The 17296-nt window shown below is 51.8% G+C and carries 9 protein-coding genes and 2 pseudogenes; 4 read left to right on the top strand and 7 right to left on the bottom strand.

Annotated features, from left to right (window positions below; translation table 11 throughout):
- Positions 1-104 precede the first annotated feature (104 nt).
- The 6 genes from wecB to ACQQZ8_RS06600 form a co-directional block, all read right to left on the bottom strand.
- Positions 105-1289 (bottom strand): non-hydrolyzing UDP-N-acetylglucosamine 2-epimerase, encoded by a 1185-nt coding sequence (gene wecB, locus ACQQZ8_RS06625; RefSeq protein WP_431711874.1) that lies wholly within the window; start codon positions 1287-1289, stop codon positions 105-107.
- A 31-nt stretch (positions 1290-1320) separates the two neighbouring features.
- Positions 1321-2553, bottom strand: coding sequence for a UDP-N-acetyl-D-mannosamine dehydrogenase (gene wecC / locus ACQQZ8_RS06620; protein WP_431711873.1), 1233 nt, complete (start codon positions 2551-2553; stop codon positions 1321-1323).
- Positions 2554-2674: 121 nt separating this feature from the next.
- Positions 2675-4393 (bottom strand): glycosyltransferase family 4 protein, encoded by a 1719-nt coding sequence (locus tag ACQQZ8_RS06615; RefSeq protein ID WP_431711872.1) that lies wholly within the window; start codon positions 4391-4393, stop codon positions 2675-2677.
- 38 nt (positions 4394-4431) lie between these two features.
- Positions 4432-5613 (bottom strand): glycosyltransferase family 4 protein, encoded by a 1182-nt coding sequence (locus ACQQZ8_RS06610; protein ID WP_431711871.1) that lies wholly within the window; start codon positions 5611-5613, stop codon positions 4432-4434.
- A 46-nt stretch (positions 5614-5659) separates the two neighbouring features.
- Entirely contained in the window at positions 5660-7585 is a 1926-nt protein-coding gene (locus ACQQZ8_RS06605) for a glycosyltransferase family protein (protein ID WP_431711870.1), read from the bottom strand.
- Positions 7586-7704: 119 nt separating this feature from the next.
- Entirely contained in the window at positions 7705-12048 is a 4344-nt protein-coding gene (locus ACQQZ8_RS06600; RefSeq protein WP_431711869.1) for a glycosyltransferase, read from the bottom strand.
- Positions 12049-12511: 463 nt separating this feature from the next.
- Here ACQQZ8_RS06600 and ACQQZ8_RS06595 point away from each other — a divergent pair, with 463 nt between their 5' ends.
- The gene (locus ACQQZ8_RS06595; RefSeq protein ID WP_431711868.1) at positions 12512-14338 is read left to right on the top strand and encodes a hypothetical protein; all 1827 of its coding nucleotides are present in this window, start codon (positions 12512-12514) and stop codon (positions 14336-14338) included.
- A gap of 39 nt (positions 14339-14377) precedes the next feature.
- On the opposite strand, the gene ACQQZ8_RS06590 is transcribed toward ACQQZ8_RS06595, so the two are convergent.
- Positions 14378-14914, bottom strand: a complete 537-nt coding sequence (locus ACQQZ8_RS06590; RefSeq protein WP_431711867.1) for a transposase — start codon at positions 14912-14914, stop codon at positions 14378-14380.
- A 133-nt stretch (positions 14915-15047) separates the two neighbouring features.
- Here ACQQZ8_RS06590 and ACQQZ8_RS06585 point away from each other — a divergent pair.
- From ACQQZ8_RS06585 to ACQQZ8_RS06575, 3 genes and pseudogenes are all read left to right on the top strand, one after another.
- Positions 15048-15326, top strand: a pseudogene (locus ACQQZ8_RS06585) (IS110 family transposase); the annotation flags it as partial.
- A 6-nt stretch (positions 15327-15332) separates the two neighbouring features.
- Positions 15333-15578 carry a hypothetical protein gene (locus ACQQZ8_RS06580; protein WP_431712213.1) on the top strand — a complete coding sequence of 82 codons (246 nt, stop codon included), beginning with the start codon at positions 15333-15335 and terminating at the stop codon, positions 15576-15578.
- A 48-nt stretch (positions 15579-15626) separates the two neighbouring features.
- A pseudogene (locus tag ACQQZ8_RS06575) lies at positions 15627-16915 on the top strand (IS3 family transposase).
- Positions 16916-17296: the final 381 nt, after the last annotated feature.

Raw genomic sequence — 17296 nt, 5'->3', positions numbered from 1 at the left:
ACTTCGATCCTACTCAGTCGTAGTCCAAGAAACTTGAGGCATCACAAGGCATTAAAAAGAAGGACTGAAACCCGGTGGTTTCAGTCCTTCTCGACAGAGCTGGATTAGATGCTGGCAGCGCGCATGAGATCCTCGGCATCAGGCAATCGCGAGTCGAAGTCTTCGATACGCGCACCCACACCCAGCAACTGGGCAATGGCTGCCACAGTACGTTCAGATGCCTTGCCATCCCCATAAGGGTTTACTGCATTGGCCATCTCTTCGTATGCTTCTTCATTATGCAAAAGCTCGGTTACTGAATCGAAGATTCGCTCTTCGTTAGTTCCGATCAGTCGCACCGTTCCAGCAGAGACTGCCTCCGGGCGCTCGGTGTTCAGGCGCATAACCAGTACCGGTTTACCCAGGCTAGGTGCTTCTTCCTGAACTCCACCGGAATCGGTGAGAACCACGGTGGCAGCATCAATAATCCTAGTAAACTCACCGTAAGCCAAAGGCTCGGTCAGGGTGACGTTTTCAAGCCCTTCAATGGAAGGTAGCAACGCTTCACGAACGGCAGGGTTACGGTGCAGCGGAAGAATGAATTCCACGTCAGGTTCAGCGGCAGACAAACGTGCCAAAGCCCGTCCAATGCCACGCATTGGCTCGCCCTGGTTCTCACGACGGTGCGTGGTGACCAAGACGATGCGCTTACCGGAGTTGACGATCTCTTCCAGCTTCGAATCGCTGAACGGAACCTTCTTCTCAACTACAGTCAACAACGCATCGATAACGGTATTGCCGGTGATGACAATGTCTTGGCCAGCAAAGGTTTCGCGGGTCAGATTGCTTTTGCTCAACGAAGTTGGAGCAAGGTGCAGACTAGCAATCTGGCTGGTGAGCTTACGATTGGCTTCTTCGGGGAAAGGCGAAGTGATGTCGTAGCTACGCAGTCCAGCCTCGGCATGAACTACCGGGATTCCACGGTAGAACGCGGCGATAGCACCAGCAGTTGAGGTGGTGGTGTCACCCTGCACTACAACTGCATCCGGCTTTTCTTTTTCAAAGATTTCGTCAAGACCTGAAATGGTCTTGGTCAGCAATCCGTTAAGGGTCTGGCGTGGCTGGATCACATCAAGATCGTACTCTGGGGTGATGTCAAACAACTCGTTGACTTGATCGAGCATCTCGCGGTGCTGGCCGGTCACGGCCACCACGCATTCGAAATCTCCCGATTCCTTCAAGGCCTTAACGATCGGAGCGACTTTAATGGCCTCGGGGCGAGTGCCATAGATCGGCATGATCTTTTTCATGGGGGATGATTACCTTGTCAGTTCTAAAGGCTTAGCGCCACAAGCCGCGGGTGTCGACAACTTCTTTTCCTGCCAGCGCAGTCGCAGGAACTGCCTTGAACTGGTCGTGGTCGACCAGCAAGGTGACAACGTTGGCCGCCTGTAGTGCCTCTTCGGTGGAGACCATGCTCAGGTTCGAAATACCGTGCAACTGCTTGGGAAGTTCTTCGACGTGTGGTTCGACGGCCAGGAACTCTACGTCAGGGTTCCCTTCAGCGAGTTTACGGGTAATCGCAATCGCCGGCGACTCACGCATATCGTCAATGTTGGCTTTGAACGCCAGACCCATGATAGCTACCTTGCCGCTGAAGCTCTCAGACTTGGTTGCTTCCTTGACCTTGTTAATAACCCAGTTCGGCTTGGCGTCATTGGTATTGCGAGCCATCTTAATGAGGTTTGATTCCTCGGGAGCTGCCGAAACGATGAACCATGGATCCACTGCGATGCAGTGTCCACCAACACCGGGGCCCGGCTGAAGGATGTTCACCCGTGGATGGCGGTTGGCCAGGTTAATCAATTCCCAGACGTCAATGCCAAGCTTGTCGGAAATAACCGAAAGTTCATTAGCGAAAGCAATGTTCACGTCGCGGTAGGAGTTTTCCACGAGCTTTGCCATTTCGGCGGTCTTTGCATCGGTGGTCAGGATCGCGGCTTCGCAGAAGGTTTCGTAGAGTTCGCGAGCCTTTTCAGCGGCTTCCGGGGTGATACCGCCGACAATACGGTCGTTGGTGACAAGCTCTTCCATGACGTAGCCAGGCAGCACACGCTCGGGGCAGTGAGCGATCAGCAGGCTGTCCTTGGTCAGGTCCGGACGCTTGGACAACAGGTAATCGGCCATGTGCTCGGTGGCACCTGGAGGAGAGGTCGATTCGAGGATGACCAGCTCGCCACCCTTGAGCTTCGGTGCAATACCGTCTGCTGCTGCCTCAATGTAGGACAGATCTGCAGTGTGGTCCTCGTTGAACGGGGTAGGAACTGCGACAATGTAGGCTTCAGCTTCCGGGGTATCAAAGCTAGCGCTTAAGGTTCCCTTAGCCACTGCTTCAGCTACAAACTCGCCAAGTGCTGGTTCGACGAATGGAACTTCACCCTTGTTGACAGCTTCAACAGTTCGAGGCGAAACATCGACGCCCTTTACCTTGATTCCTTTGGATGCCAGGATTGCGGCAGTGGGCAGACCAATGTAGCCCAGTCCGATAACGGCAACTTCTTTAATGCTGTTCACTAAAGTCGCTTTCTCTCAGGTGCGTGGTAAATGTTTTACTTGACGTAAACCATGGGTGATGTCCAGACTCGCTCAGCCTCAGCACAACCTTAAGTACCCTATCGCAAACTAACCTTTCACGTCACGAAGCTTTATTTATTATCTGCTCGTAGATTGCGGCTAATCGATGTGCGATAGAAGACCACGTACGCGTGCGAAGTACTAGGTCACGACCTTTGCTTCCCATATGAGATGCCTGATCAGGTTCGCATATCAGCTTCGCAATAGCAGTGGCCCACGCTTGCGGATCTTCGGCACGGATCAGGTGACCATTCTCACCGTCTACTATGAGCTCCCCCAGAGCCGGCAAATCCGAGGCCAAAACCGGAACATTGCTAGCTAGTGCTTCAACGGGCTTGAGTGGGGTTACCGAGCGTGTCACGGCCAGATCCTTACGCGGCACAACAAACGCATTCAAACTTGCGTGGTAGAAATGTGCTTTTTCTCTGGGGACACGTCCGGGGAACTGGCAAATGTCCATAATTCCCAGCTCTTGCGCCAACCTGCGCAGATTCTCCCGTTCGGTCCCATCCCCGACGATTAGCACTCTCAGTGAAGGATAATCTGGCGCAATTAGTGCCACCGCTTTCAGGATCGTATCCAGACCCTCGTACGGAACAAGACTGCTAACCGTGCCAACAAAGAAGGCATCTGGTTCCAAAGAGACCTCGGCGCGCGCAGTAGTTCGTGCTATCGGCTTTTCAAGGAACTTATCCCCGATTGCGTTGGGAAGAACTGTGATTTTTTCCTTCGTAACGCCAGCCGCAATAAGGTTGTGTCTCATCTGCTCACCCAGGGTGACCACATGATCCGCTGCCTGAGCCATTTCGGCTTCACGCTTCTGGAACAGTTGATAGCGTTCGGAAGTTTGAGCGGATTCCGGACGGGTGGAGGCCCAAGTATCGGCCAGCTGACCGCGTACTTCATACACCCATGGCAAGCCAGTAGCTTCAGCCACAGCTCGAATAGACACAGCATTACTGAAGTCCGTGGTTGTATGCAGTACCGTGGGCCGGATTTCTTGGACAAGCTTCATCAGTTCATCGGTCTGCTGCTGGAGTCGCCCCTTCATATCGGTACGCGCTGGAAAGGAAAAGAGGCGACGATAGGTAATCGTGTCAACCATTTCCCGTTCTGGCGCCAGTAGATGCCCGATATTCGCTGGATAGTTATTCCTCGTGGCAACAGAGGCTGGCCAGCCTGCCCCCGGAAGGGAGGTAACTATGGAATGGGTACGTTGCGCATATCCGCTACCTGTATAAGGCAACGAATTAGTTGCGAAGTAAAGTACTTGGTTGCCCTGATGTGTAGGGGGGATATCTTGTTTCTCAAGCAGTGGTCGCCATCCAGAAAGCACCTGTAGTTCACTCTCATAATGGCGTAATTGTCGCGAAGTTCCGTTGCTGGAAAGAATATTGATCGCTTCGCGCAGGTCGCCCAAGTGCCATGCCATTCGTGCCCGAACTCGGATCGCACCCGGATCATCACCGAGCTGGTCGAGGACAATCTCGGCTTTGTCCCACTGGTGCACTGCTACGCACACATTGGCCAGTAAAACCCCGTCTGCACTTTTGTGAGTGCTATCCGCGAGCCATTGATCACAGACCGACAGTATGCCACTGGTGTTTTCAGCGAGCACATTGAGTAGTACTTCACGTCTGGTTTTACTCATTGGCGTGTTAAGCAGGAACTTCAAGATCCGTCGGAGAACCGGATTTTTGAATTTCCTCACAACCTGCAGGGCGAAAAAGCTTGGATCATCCGAAATATTTGAATATACCAAACCAACGGTATTGACCAAATTACGCAAAGTGGTCCGTGGGTGAATGGGCAAGATCTCTACTTCGATTCTAGATATTGGTCAGTCAGTATTTTAATTTCTCGTAGATACTGCTGTCCCAGGGCAGGCAATGCTGCGTTTCGGCGCACCCACTCAGAGCCGGCATGACCTGTGGTGAGCAGATCACGTTCGGCGTGCAGTTTCAGAAGGTGTTGCGCTAACGCGTGCTCCGATTGCTCAACGACTTGGCCTGATCCCGAGGCACGGATGATCGCCGCGGCCTCACCTTTCACCAAGCCGGTAATATGGCAGTCTAGGAACAATAGCTCATAAAGCTTTGACGGAATGGTATGTTCGAAGCTATCCCAGTCCGAACGTAAGGTCACTAAACAAGTGTCAGCCCAAGCATAATTATCAAGAACACTGGGACCATACGCAGGGTCCCTGAAGTCCACTTCAACACCGAGTTCAGCAGCAAGTTCTTGCAAACTGCTGTTTTCAGTTCCTTGACCAACGATCCGTAATTGAACCTTGTTTCCTGCCATGGCCGCAGCACGGATCACCAGATCAAGGCCTTGACTCCTGCCAAGGTTTCCTAAGTACAATACACGCAGCCGCTCGCCGCGTTGGGTGGCCAAAAGATCCATTCCGTATCGGTCAATATCAACCCCGTTGGAAATAGTGATGGCTTTCCGCGCCCCTTCAGACGCGAGTTTTCGCGAGAACCCTTCGGAAACGGTGACGACCAGATCGCTGCGGTGAATCATGAAAGTCAGAACTCGTGAAACCAGAGGCTCAAGCCAAGGAAAACGAAGAACTTGTGAATCCTGCAATAGATCAGGCCAGGCATCACGTAGGTCCACGATAAACGGTACTCGACGTAATCTGCTAACTAAATAACCCACTGCAAGTGTGGGAATTGCAGGTACTGTGGCAATAACTACATCTGGCTTGGATGTCCGAAGAGCTGTAGGAATGCTTCGCAATGCGTCGAGCGCGTGTTTCGTCAGCTTTCCCACCATAGTGCTGGGCTTACTGATCGACGGATATCGGTGTACCGTGACACCCTCTGGAGGTGCCAGCCGTTGCGAGATTTTGATGAGGTTTTGATCGAAGACCTTCGGAGCCACCACATCGACCTGATGGCCAGTAGTGGCAAACTCCCTTGTAAAGACCCCCCACCGTCTCTGCGGAGGAGAAATATCTGGCCAAAAGGAATGCGTCAGCAGAAGTATGCGCATCCGCTACATTCCCTCCCGCAGTGTTGCCACGTCATCAGCCAATTTTCTAAAAGAAAATATGACTGTCATTCTTACCGAACCATTGAATAGTACCAGTGGCTGTGAGTTCGGCATCGCTCAGATTCCAGGTGTGATTGTTTCCATCTCCGGAACGCATCTGCAGAAAATTGAACCGATCTGCAGAATAAATGGTGCCACCGCCATTGGCAACATCACGGAGGAATTGGGTGTCTTCCCCACGGCTACGGGATTCAAAGGGGTTGGCTTTGAAGACTTCTGAATGACCCAACATCGTTGGTCCCATCACCAAGTTGGTGAACCGGTGCTCCCGCTCGGCAAATCTTAAGAGTGTCGCGTCGGACTGCCCAAGGTACATGTAATGAGTTTGTTTTCCGACCACGGAGGCCCCACTGTAACGCAGCGCTGCCACCTGATCGAATAGATAGTGCTGGCCATAAAGATCATCATCATCCATTTTTGTAATGAAATCACCATCACAAAGCGCTACAGCCTGATTCAAACAGTCGCCCAAAGATAATTCTTCGCCGGCTTGAATCAATTTGTAATTCTCAATCCCAGCAACAGTCATCTGGGTCTGGAAGTCCCTTTCATCCACGGAGAACCTATGCGCGACGAGAATAAGCTGAGCCTGCACACCCCATTGCTTTGCCACCGTGTGGATAATGTGGTGAATCTGTTGTGGGCGAATCGTAGAGACCACGACACTGACTGAGGGCCTACTGGCCATGCTGAGCGGATACGGCTGTTCCTCAGTCAAACCGATTTTCTCTGCCACCGAACGTGCGCGGTGCGCGTAGGTATGTTCAGACCAGATTCTCCTCTGTCCCAGGTGAACGGTGCGATCCCTTAACTCCGGGCTTCGGGTCAAACTGCGTATCGCATGCGCGGCTGATTCCTGGTCAGCAACTTCGATCACCTCATTCGGAGCAAAGAAGTTGCTGATTGCTGTACTAGGAGCCGACACCACGGCAGCCCCGGCCGCAGTAATTTCAAAAATCCGTCGAGCACACATACTCGGTGAGTCGACTACCGAGTTCACGTTGAGAAAGACGTTGTAGTACTTGTGGGCAGTTAGCATCTTTTCGTACGGCAGCGACCCCACAACATGCTTATTAAACGGGTCCGGAAACTGGTACTTTTCATCTCCACCTAATTGGCGGGAGAAAATATCAAAACCTGATTCCAGGCGGGGAGCAACCATCGCTGCACCACCTAAAACGATGTCCATCTGCTCGCGGCGCTCTGGGAACTTATGCGCAAAGTACATTCCTGCGAAAGCCACGTCACGCCGAGGTTGGGATAACGGGCGAACAGGATTGTGGAAGGCTGGCTGCGCAGCGAAACTAAGAGCGTAAATTCGACCATGCCCTAGCTCCTGCTCATAGCGCGAGATCATGCGCTCGTCAGAGGTGAACACAAAGTCGAACAGTTTGGCGGTGTCAAGGAAGTCCTCAAAGTGCGGCGGGTCCTCTTTGTTCCAGAAGACCGTAGGTATGTTCCGTGTTTGGAAGGCTTCAACCATATCAACGAACGCGGGACGTGGAGCTGTAGGCCCTGTTAAGTGGTACTGCCAGGCTTTTCCGTTACCTGCCCATGCCGACTCCACGAAAAGGAAATCGAATTCAACTGTGGCGAGTTCTTCTTCCCACGTATTTGGCTTGATGAAGACACAGTTCCATTCCGGGGACCATGCCTTAGCACTAAAGTCGTCAAGGATTACTGCCACGGTAAATGACTTGCGTTGAGTATAGCCCTTGGACACCAGTGTGTCCGGCAAGCGGATGCCAATGGATTTCTCGACGTCGGATAGATCCCCGTGATGTAAAGCACCGGTTCTGTGCTCGTAGGATCGACGTTTGGTCCATTCACGTAACTGTGCCGGGCCCCCGTTGCGTAGATGCCATAGGGCCTTTCGAACCTCGCCGATTGACAGTTTCACTGCACCACTCACCACGATTGATCTAAATAGAGGAAAAATATGATTATACCCAACTCAGCAGTGCAGATGATCAGCCATTTTATGCTTGAAATGTGCGATCACCTGCACTGCTATGAAGTTGGAGAGAAGTGCTAATTCCCTAGAACGGCAATAGCTAGTTTCTCAACGATGTCGTTCTGATTGAAATGCCCAGCCGTGAATTCCTTCGCCGCAGACACGGTGTCATCATAGAGCTGTTCATCGGAAACTGTGGACAAAATGCGCTTTGCCATCCCAGCAGTATCTGGGAAGATCCAGGATTCCGGGTAGATCCATTCGGATCCCGGCCAGGCAATGCCGACAGGTAGTCCACCAGAGGCAGCGCCATCAGGCAAGGTGAAATGGAACGATTCGAAATCGCTGGTTGAAATTGCGACTCCAATGCCTTGGTACCACTGAGGCATGTCATCACCATGAGCGTCGAAAAAAACCGCCCCTTGAAGCAATGGGGAGTGCTCAATTCGATCGTATTGAGCATTGTAGAAGGCCATTTCATCTTCACGACTTGCCATCCATGGGTACTCTTCGGGCCGTTTGCCCTTGATCCGCAAGGTAAACCTAGGGTCTTCGGCTCGAAGCTGTTCCAGCAGATCCAGCACCAGATCGAAACGCTTCATTTGAGGAACGATTCCGACAAAGCCCAGTACGAACTTTGAACCTTCCGGTTTCGGCAAGTCAAGAGCTTCGACAGCAACAGGATTCGGTATAACCACTGTCTTGTCTTCAGGTATTCCGAACTTGTGGATCGCCATTCCACGTACCAATTCACTGACGAATATCACTAGGTCAACTTGCCGGTAATCGACCTTACTCGGATATTCGGTAAAGAGCTCCTGCGAATGGAATCTGGTGATCAACCTCTGATCTGGCTTTTTGTTATTCGAATACCAGACAAGGTTGCCAAGGGACCACTCACAGAAAATGGTATCGGCATCCGCAATTAGCTCTTGGCTGCGCGCTGGATCATGCTGTCCGTGGCCCGCCCATTTGTCGATCTGGAGCTTCGAGTTTCCTTGTTCCAAGAACTCCAGAATTTGCCCCGCAAATTTCAGGTCGTGGCCTGCGACTACCACCTGCTTCGACTTATTACTGTCTGTCAAGATGCCGTTTACCGTGGAAGATTCTTCGGCTACCGCTGCTGCAAAAACTCTGCGCAGACGGACATGGTCTCCGGCGGATACTCCGCCTGTAGTCCACTGAATAGTTGGTGTCCCGTGGTCAGGTTCATCACGAAGCCACAGTGGTAGCCCACGTGTATCAGTGTCTCGTTCCGAGGCTTCGATGCTGGAGGCACCAGAATACACAAGTGCGATCAGCAAGTCTTCGAAGAGGTTTTCATCATGCAAGATCTCCCCGATGTTCTTTATTAGCGCCGCGGAGCTCAGGCCAGTTTCGTCGGCGACGATTCGAATGCCAAGTGCAGTGATTTTGCGTTGCACGTCCACATCAATAGTTGCGCTGCGAGCTAGGATCTCTGCTGGGCGAAGGCTGCTGGACTGCAGTGCTTCCACAGTTTCGTTGTCCACAGCGTCTAGCTCCAGACCGAAAGTTGGTAACACCGGAATTTCAACTGGGATTCCCGCCATCCGAAGCGCGAGGGCAAGACGGTGATGCGCCAAGTGCTTCTCGAACGTCACTCGCAGCGGGCCCCAGGCGTCTTGAACCCTGTCACGTTCACTTTGCATCCACAGCGTACTGATCAATTCGGATTCCCGGCGTGACCGCACCACGGGAATATGCCCATCGAACAACCAGCTGACGCCAAAGCTTTTACCGCTGATTTGCGGTGTACCGCAAGCCGAGATTTCGAACACACGGCGTGAGAACATAGTTGGCGAATTATTTACGGAGTTCACGTTAATGTGAACCGGGTGCGACTTGTAAGCCTGCACCATCTCTTCGTAAGTAAGACCACCTTGGACAAAAGGTTCAAGGCTTGCAGGGAAACGGTATGGCGAATCAGGATTGTCAGCTTGACGATCGTAGATCGTCAAGCCCTCAGCCTTTACTCCTTCGAGGATGGATCGTAGTTCCGCGGAACGTTCAGCGAAGCGATCCCCATAGTAAGATCCACCGTAGGCCACCGAATGTGAGTATTCACGGCGTGATGCCAGTGGATTATGGATCTCAGCTTGCGCCCAGAAAGGTAATGATCCCAACGCCTTGAGGTTTGCACCACGATGGTTCCAATAGTCTTCCAGACAGTTGGCATCCGTCGTAAGCACGACGTCGAACAGTTTTGCGGTTAAGCGGAAGCGATTGAAATGTACAGGGTCTTCCTTATTCCAGAAGACCGTGGGGATCCCCTTAGAACGACAGAACTTAACAATCTTCTTCAGTTCGGAGTGTTGATCGTCCTCGTAATAACCGACCATTCGAGTCCAAGACTTGTCGTTACCGGCCCAAGCAGATTCCACAAAGAGTACATCGATCTCTTGCGATTCTAGTTCCTGACGCCAGTTCTGGGGAGTCGGACTTACGGTTATGATTTCTCGTTTGAGCGTTGAGGTGGTGAATTCATCGGCAATTAGGGCCATCCGGACATCGGAGAGCTTCTTGCCAGTACCCTGAACTGGGACGGTTATTTTACGGATCGCCTCGGTGTAAGTCTGGGCTATAAGTGGCCAGGTACGGTTCTTGACAGTCCATTGGCGCGCACGGCGGCCAATTTCCTCACCAACTTGTGGGTTCTCTGCAAGATAAGTGATTTTCTCGACCAATGAGTCGACATCATCGGCGGTGAAAAGCAGTCCACGTGAAGAGTCAGTTCCCAACAGCGTCTTGATAGGAGCAACATCTGAACCCAAAACCGGGCGCCCAGCTGCCATTGCCTCAATAGGTTTCAAGGGTGACACAAGTTCAGTAATTTGGTTCGACTTACGTGGGCAAATCACGGCATCGAATATCGAAAGATAGTCGTTTACTCTGTCGTTCGGCACTCGGCCTACAAATCGTACGCGATCCGTCAAACCAAGACGCTGGGCACGGCTACGCAGAGCAGCTAGTTCCGCGCCATCGCCTGCCACTACTACACCAACGTGGTCGAGCGACTCAGGTAATTGAGCGATCGCGTCAACCAACAGGTCAAGCCCCTCATAGCCGACAAGGCTTCCTGCATACCCGAGCAGGTACTCCCCCGGCCTTTTCTGCTTCTTAGCCCTTGAGCGTTCGCTGGGTAACGGCACGTATTGGAAGATATTTGCTGCGTTCGGGAGTATTTCGATTCGTTCCCGCTCGACGCCACGCGATACTAGTTCTTCACGTACTTCTTCGGTGATTGCGAATACCTGATCTGCTTCAGATGCAACCAGTGTTTCTAGTTCAACAGCAAGTTTGAAGCGTTCAGAGTCGGCCCATTGTTCATTGGCGGATGCCGCAGTGAGCTCCCACAAACCACGGACCTCATAGATGAAGGGAACGCCGAGTCGACGTGCAGCTATCAGTGCAGGCAACGCAGTAATGTGGTTCGAAGCTGCAGAAATCACTGAAGGGCGATTCATCATGGCTTCTCGCACATAGATGTCTGCTGAAAGCTGGACAAATTTATCAAGGGGATCATCGCGTAGCGAGACACCAGGATTAAAATGGGTTTTGACGCCCTGATACTCACGAATCAGACGGGACTTCTTCGGCAAAGCACGATTGACATTCGAATCCCATGGATAGCCAGGTCTGGCGGCTATGAACAGCTCGTAGCCGGCGTCGACAACCGCTGAAGTAAGCCCGGTAGTTCGTGTCGAATAACCATTGCTATTGTATTCACCCGTGCTATGGGCGCAGTACATCACCTTGTTCGCCTGCGGAACATAAGCCGGGGAATACGTCTTAGGCGGAATAGAGGGTTGCTCCTCCAGTAGACGATATTGTCCTTGGATCTGCTGGTACATATTCGCAAATCGACTAGGAATCTGCGCACCATCGAGCAATGCAGCAATGTTTGCAACAGGTTCAGAGACTGCTCCGGCTGATCTGTATGCCTCGATATGATTTGCTATCGACTGAAGTAATTCGTCATCGTGACGTGTCTTTTGTTCCGGGAAACCGGTGTCAGCGGTGCTCACAGAATTTACTGACGGGTCAACGCTAGCCTTATTCGCAGTAGCCTCGGATTGAACGGCCGCGCCTAAAGTTGGAGTCGGCGTATTCGGCTTACGGGCGAAAGGTGTTTTAAGGCTACGTGCTGTACGAACCACCGGGTGGTTGCGAAGCGCGTCATAGGCTTTCTTAAACTTATCTGCGCGCGCCGTCTCGTTCTTCAGCTTGGCTTCAAGTGTTCGGACGTTCTTCTTGAGTTGCGCAAGTTCTGTGGCGTCTTTTTTGCTCGACCGATCATATCTTGCAATCAGGCCTTCGAGCTTCACCTTCCCAGTTCTCAATGCGGCAGCTTCAGACGAGACTTCAGAGTACCGTATCTCCAGTTCCAAGAAGTCTTGCAAGAGCGAAGCCTCATCTAGCGTCCCTCCGCGAAGGTAGCGCTGACGCAGTTGTCGGTTCTGCGCCCTAGAAGTGATGGATGCTGGTTCTACTGCCTTAGAATTCCGCAACTACGAATCTCCGTTAATAATTTCGAACGTTCACGAACCCTTTTATTCTAGCGGTTCGACAGAGATCTCTAGAAAACTGTGTAATTGCTCAATCGATAATGCGAATTGAATCCCAGTCACCAAGCTTTAGGAATGTTGATCCGAAGTTTTGACCAGCATATTGATGTGAACCTGCACCGTCTTCGCACCTTCTATTCGTAGATGTTTCAACTAGGAAGAAAGACCATCAGAATTTCTTTACGTTCGTTGCCTTGCCCTAGATTCCGTTTTACTGAGGTAAATCGGCAGCATGCGACAGGAATCCGAACCAACTCGATTCAGCTTAGCGAGATAATAAGAAGTAGAGTCTTTTTTTATGAATACAACGCTGCTGAAAGCACCAGTCATTCGGTCAAGCTCAAACGAATCACACAATGGTCGAATTGCCGCACCTCAGATTGAATCCGAGATTCCATCTATGAGAGTCGGTGAACGACATTTTTGGCTTGACGGCAGTGCCATCATTGCAGGCCAATGCATTCGAAGAACTTCCGATCTGAAATCCGTCCTCCCATCCGCAGCGGCCCACTGGACCAAGGGCCAGATCGCCCGTTGGTGGTCGAGCTCTGCAAGCAATCCAAGCGCTCTCTACGTTCAAGACAAAAACGAGGGATGGGCCGCCTGTTTTCCAGATCCTTTAGGCGGCGCAATCGCATACAGCTTTTCAGCCAACGGAAGCGTTTTCATATCAACCTCGATACAGTCGATTGTGGAAAAAGCTACGGAACTCAATATTCCGATGTCCAAGGATCCACTTTTCCAAATTGAGCGGCTAATCTTCGGGAACGGGGGGCTCACACCATCCAGCTACCAAGGCGTGACTTCGCTTGAACCCTTCCAATATTATTCATTGTCTAATCAATGTGTCAGCGTTGAGAACTATACAATTCGTGATGAATTATCTTCAGCTTCAAACCACGAACTTTTTGGTGAATTGATCAGCGATGTACTTAATTCGACATCAGCTATCTCGAAATCAGAAAGCTCCACCGCGATTGCACATCTGACGGGTGGGTTCGATTCCCGACTTGTTCTCGCATCGATTCTCAAACTTGGGACGAAAAACCAGTTCCTAATGTTCTGTTCAGGACCTGAGGGTTCGACCGATCGTAAGATAGCCGATGGGCTAACACATACGCTTAAACTGCGCCGCACAGACTCAGCTGGGTTAGCGAACGCTCCCACCACAAATATGACCGAACGACTCTTAGGTGCACTATTTGCAAGTGGTGGTATCACCAGCACCGGACCCTACGGACGCGAATTAAAGTCAAATGTAGTCGCACTGGGCGGAGGGTACGGAGAGGTGTTGCGCACCTTTTACGGCAATCGCCTACCTGAACCGATTCCTGATTCTTTCGGTACAAGTGAGCTTTGCGAGCGACTGATGCCAAGTGAATCGCCACACGCATCGTTTATATCACCGTCGGCCATGGCTCACATTAGATCCAAGTTGACCTCGAGAATTGACGTACTCGATAACCTATACGATGATATTTCGTTTCTCCCTGATGCTTATTACACGCATGTCCGCAACAGGTACCACATCGGTCAGTCGTCGTTGCTCTGGAGCAGAGTTGGTTCAAGATTCGACCCCCTCTATTCCGTAGCTGGATACGAATTGTCGCGTCGTCTCGGAAGCGTTGCTCGCAAGGCGAACGTTCTGGGCTTCGATCTCATGGAAGCTCTTAAGAAAGAGTTGCTTAGTTTTCCTTTCGACTACGATCGTTTTAGTCCCGAGCTCTCGACCTTACGGAAGCGCCCATCTCAACTTCAGTTCGCAGAAACTGTCGACTCGATAAAATTTGAGCCTGTCCAAGAGATGACGTACTCGGACGACAGTCCGTTTCTCTCCAAACTCCGTAATCTTCAGGTCTCAGAACCTAACCACACTGCAAAAGAAAGGGCTGAACTGGTTAACAAAGCTAATACTCTAGGCGTCAACTTTTGGCAAGTCGCTTATCAGAGCACCGGTCAGGAGCTTCTATCGAATGCTCTTGAGCAATCAGGTAGCAACACCATTCTAGATATTGTGGACTCAAAATATATTAATCATCTAGCCACAAAAGGAAATCTCAGAAGACAGGAACTGCGTGACCTATATAGCTTAGGTGGGATTCTTACTTGGCTAAGTTTCGGCTAGCGAAAAATGTCAAGCTGTGTGGAGCCACTAAACCGATAATCAGGCCAAGTCTTTTTCGGGCAGGTTAATGCCCACATGATCCGCCGGCGAAGGCGTCACCGGACGACGACGGAACCGTGCAGGATTCTTCCGGTAATAACTCTGCAATGCAGCATCTCGAACATCCCAGACATCCACCCAAGACCCATCATGGACCTGAGAAGGAGAGAACAACGCGATCCCCGAATGCTTATGCGCCGTGTTGTACCAAGGCAGGTACTCATCAATGTAAGCTCGTGCCGTTTCAACGGTCCTGAAAATACGTGGGTAAGCAGGGCGGTATTTCATGGTGCGAAAACCGGAATCGCTGAAAGGATTATCGTTACTCAAGTACCGACGGTTATGTGAAATCTCCACGTCATGGGCGGTTAACACCTCGCGGAGCAAATTAGTTTTCATCGAAGGGCCTGAATCAGCGTGGATTATTTTCGGTGCCCCATGCTGAGCAATCGCCGTCTCAAACATGTCTACCGCCAAATGGTCCGCTTCACGCTCTTCCGCCCTGTATCCCACGATATGGCGGGAGAAAATATCCATCACAGAATAGACTTTGAACACGATTTTCCGCCACGGCGAATACACATCTGTGATATCCCACGACTAGATCTGCCCAGGCCCGGTAGCTTTGAGCACCGGCTTCTCACCACGTCACTGCGAGCTCTGGCGTTTAGTGGGCACCTTTGTACCAGGGTCGGGTGGCCGGAGGGTGAAATTCCCTCCGGCCACCCGACCTTGGAAGATCGATGAGGCGATAAGCCCTTTTCATGATGTTTGGTCAGCGTTAGAAACGATTCCCGGGATCTCCCGAAGCAGTGCGCAAGTGATTCTGGCGGAGATTGGCGCGGATATGACAGTGTTCCCTGATGCTGCGCATCTGGCCTCGTGGGCTGGTGTCTGTCCGGGACAGAATGAGTCCGCTGGCCGGTCGGAGTCATCACATACCCGGGGAGGGAACATGTATTTGAAAGCGGCGTTGGGAACTGCCGCTTTAGCCTCCACGAAGCAGAAAGATACGTTCTTCGCGGCGAAGTTCCTACGGCTTTATGCTCGTCGTGGCGGGAGCCGTACATTAGTCGCTGTGGAGCCCGCCTTGATCGTGGCTATCTGGCATTTGCTTGCCCATGGTGAGGTTTTTAAAGAACTCGGACCGAATTTCTATGCTCAACGTAACGAGTCGCGTTCCAAAATTAAAGCGGTTTGAACCGTCCCGGATTTGATGCCGCTGTCTTTCGAGAGAAAGATAGTAACTATGCCCAAGAGGTACCCTGCCGAAGTTCGTGACCGTGCTGTAGCCATGGTGATGGATCGACTTTCCGAATATCCCTCCATTTATGCTGCATGCAAGGCATTGGCCCCAAAGTTGGACGTTGGTAAAGAATCCTTACGGCGCTGGGTTCTTCAAGCCCAGGTTGATGCCGACCAAAAAGAAGGCTCGACCACCGATGAGCAAGACGAACTCAAGCGTCTGCGGGCCGAAAACAGGGACTTGAAGGAAGCCAACGAAATCTTGAAGGCTGCCTCGATTTTCTTCGCGAGGGAGCTCGACCCTCGCCGCCGCTAATCTGCCGGTTCATTGACGAACAAAGAGCTTTAGGTCATGCGGTCGAGTCGATCTGCGCCGTCCTGCGATCGCAGGGCGTGCAGGTTGCCGCACGAACCTACAGAGCCTGGAAAACACGTTTGCCAGCCCTGCGCGCCTTTGAGGACGCGAAGATCATTGACACGTTACGCAGCCTCAAAGAGTTAGACAGTAAAGGAAGACCGAAACCAGAAATCCTTTACGGCCGGCGGAAAATGACTGCTTGGCTGCGGCGCAACGGTCACGCGGAGGTCTCCAAGCACACCGCGGATCGGCTCATGCGAGATGAAGGCATGAATGGCCTGATTCGTGGACGTAAGACCCGCACCACAATCCCCGGCAAAGACGGCCACAGAGCCGGTGACCTGCTAAATCGAGACTTCAGCGCAGAGGCACCCAACCGGATTTGGGTCACGGACTTCACGTACGTACCGGTGTATTCCGGGTTCGTTTACGTTGCGCTGGTGATTGACTTATATTCACGGGCGATTGTTGGGTGGGAAACCTCCACTGTGAAAGACACGGCCTTCGTGGAACAATGCTTAAAGATAGCTTTATGGCGTCGCAAACACACTAAAAGACCAGTTGACAAGGGGCTTCTGCATCACTCAGATGCAGGATCGCAGTATACTTCGATCCGTTATACCGACACGTTGGAGATTGAAGGCTTGGTTCCTTCCATCGGAAGCGTCGGTTAAGCGTACGATAACGCCGCTGCCGAAACTGTGATGGGTCTATTCAAGAATGAAGCCGTGGCCAAGGGATCGCCATTCAGATCTGGTGCACTGAAGACCGAATCAGATGTCATTGAGATCGTCTTCGACTGGGTGTTTTGGTACAACAATGATCGCTTGCATTCCTCGCTGGATCACCAAACTCCCGAGGAATTTGAGCAAGCCTACTATGATGAAATAACAGGCTCGTTACCCGACGCTGCCGCACATAAGACGGCGGCATGATTTCCGGGACGGTTCAGACTCCATGATCGCGTAGGTATGAGTTGCGGCGTGTGTATCCACGCCGACGATAAATCGATAGTGATCTGCCACAATTGACATGCGATGTCTCCTTTTTAACGTGCGAACGTCGTGACCGGCGTCGGCCCGGGAGAAGATCACTACGAGGCATGCCTGTAAGGGACCACAATCCACAGGGATTGGGCAGGCTTCTAATCAAGCCATCCCGGTGGGCCGGGGCGGCGCTGGCCCTTCCAGCCAGGTGGACAGATCCCGGGAATTACACCCCGTAGGGGTCAGACGGTTCATGAGTCACACTTGGCTGGAGGAACCAGTACCACTCTGCCAGCTAGCCTCAGGCCAGCCACCTTCAACACTTACAGA

It is taken from the genome of Glutamicibacter uratoxydans, assembly GCF_050753455.1.
In the GTDB taxonomy this organism is placed as follows: domain Bacteria; phylum Actinomycetota; class Actinomycetes; order Actinomycetales; family Micrococcaceae; genus Glutamicibacter; species Glutamicibacter uratoxydans_A.
This window is presented reverse-complemented; position numbering and strand designations above follow the sequence as displayed.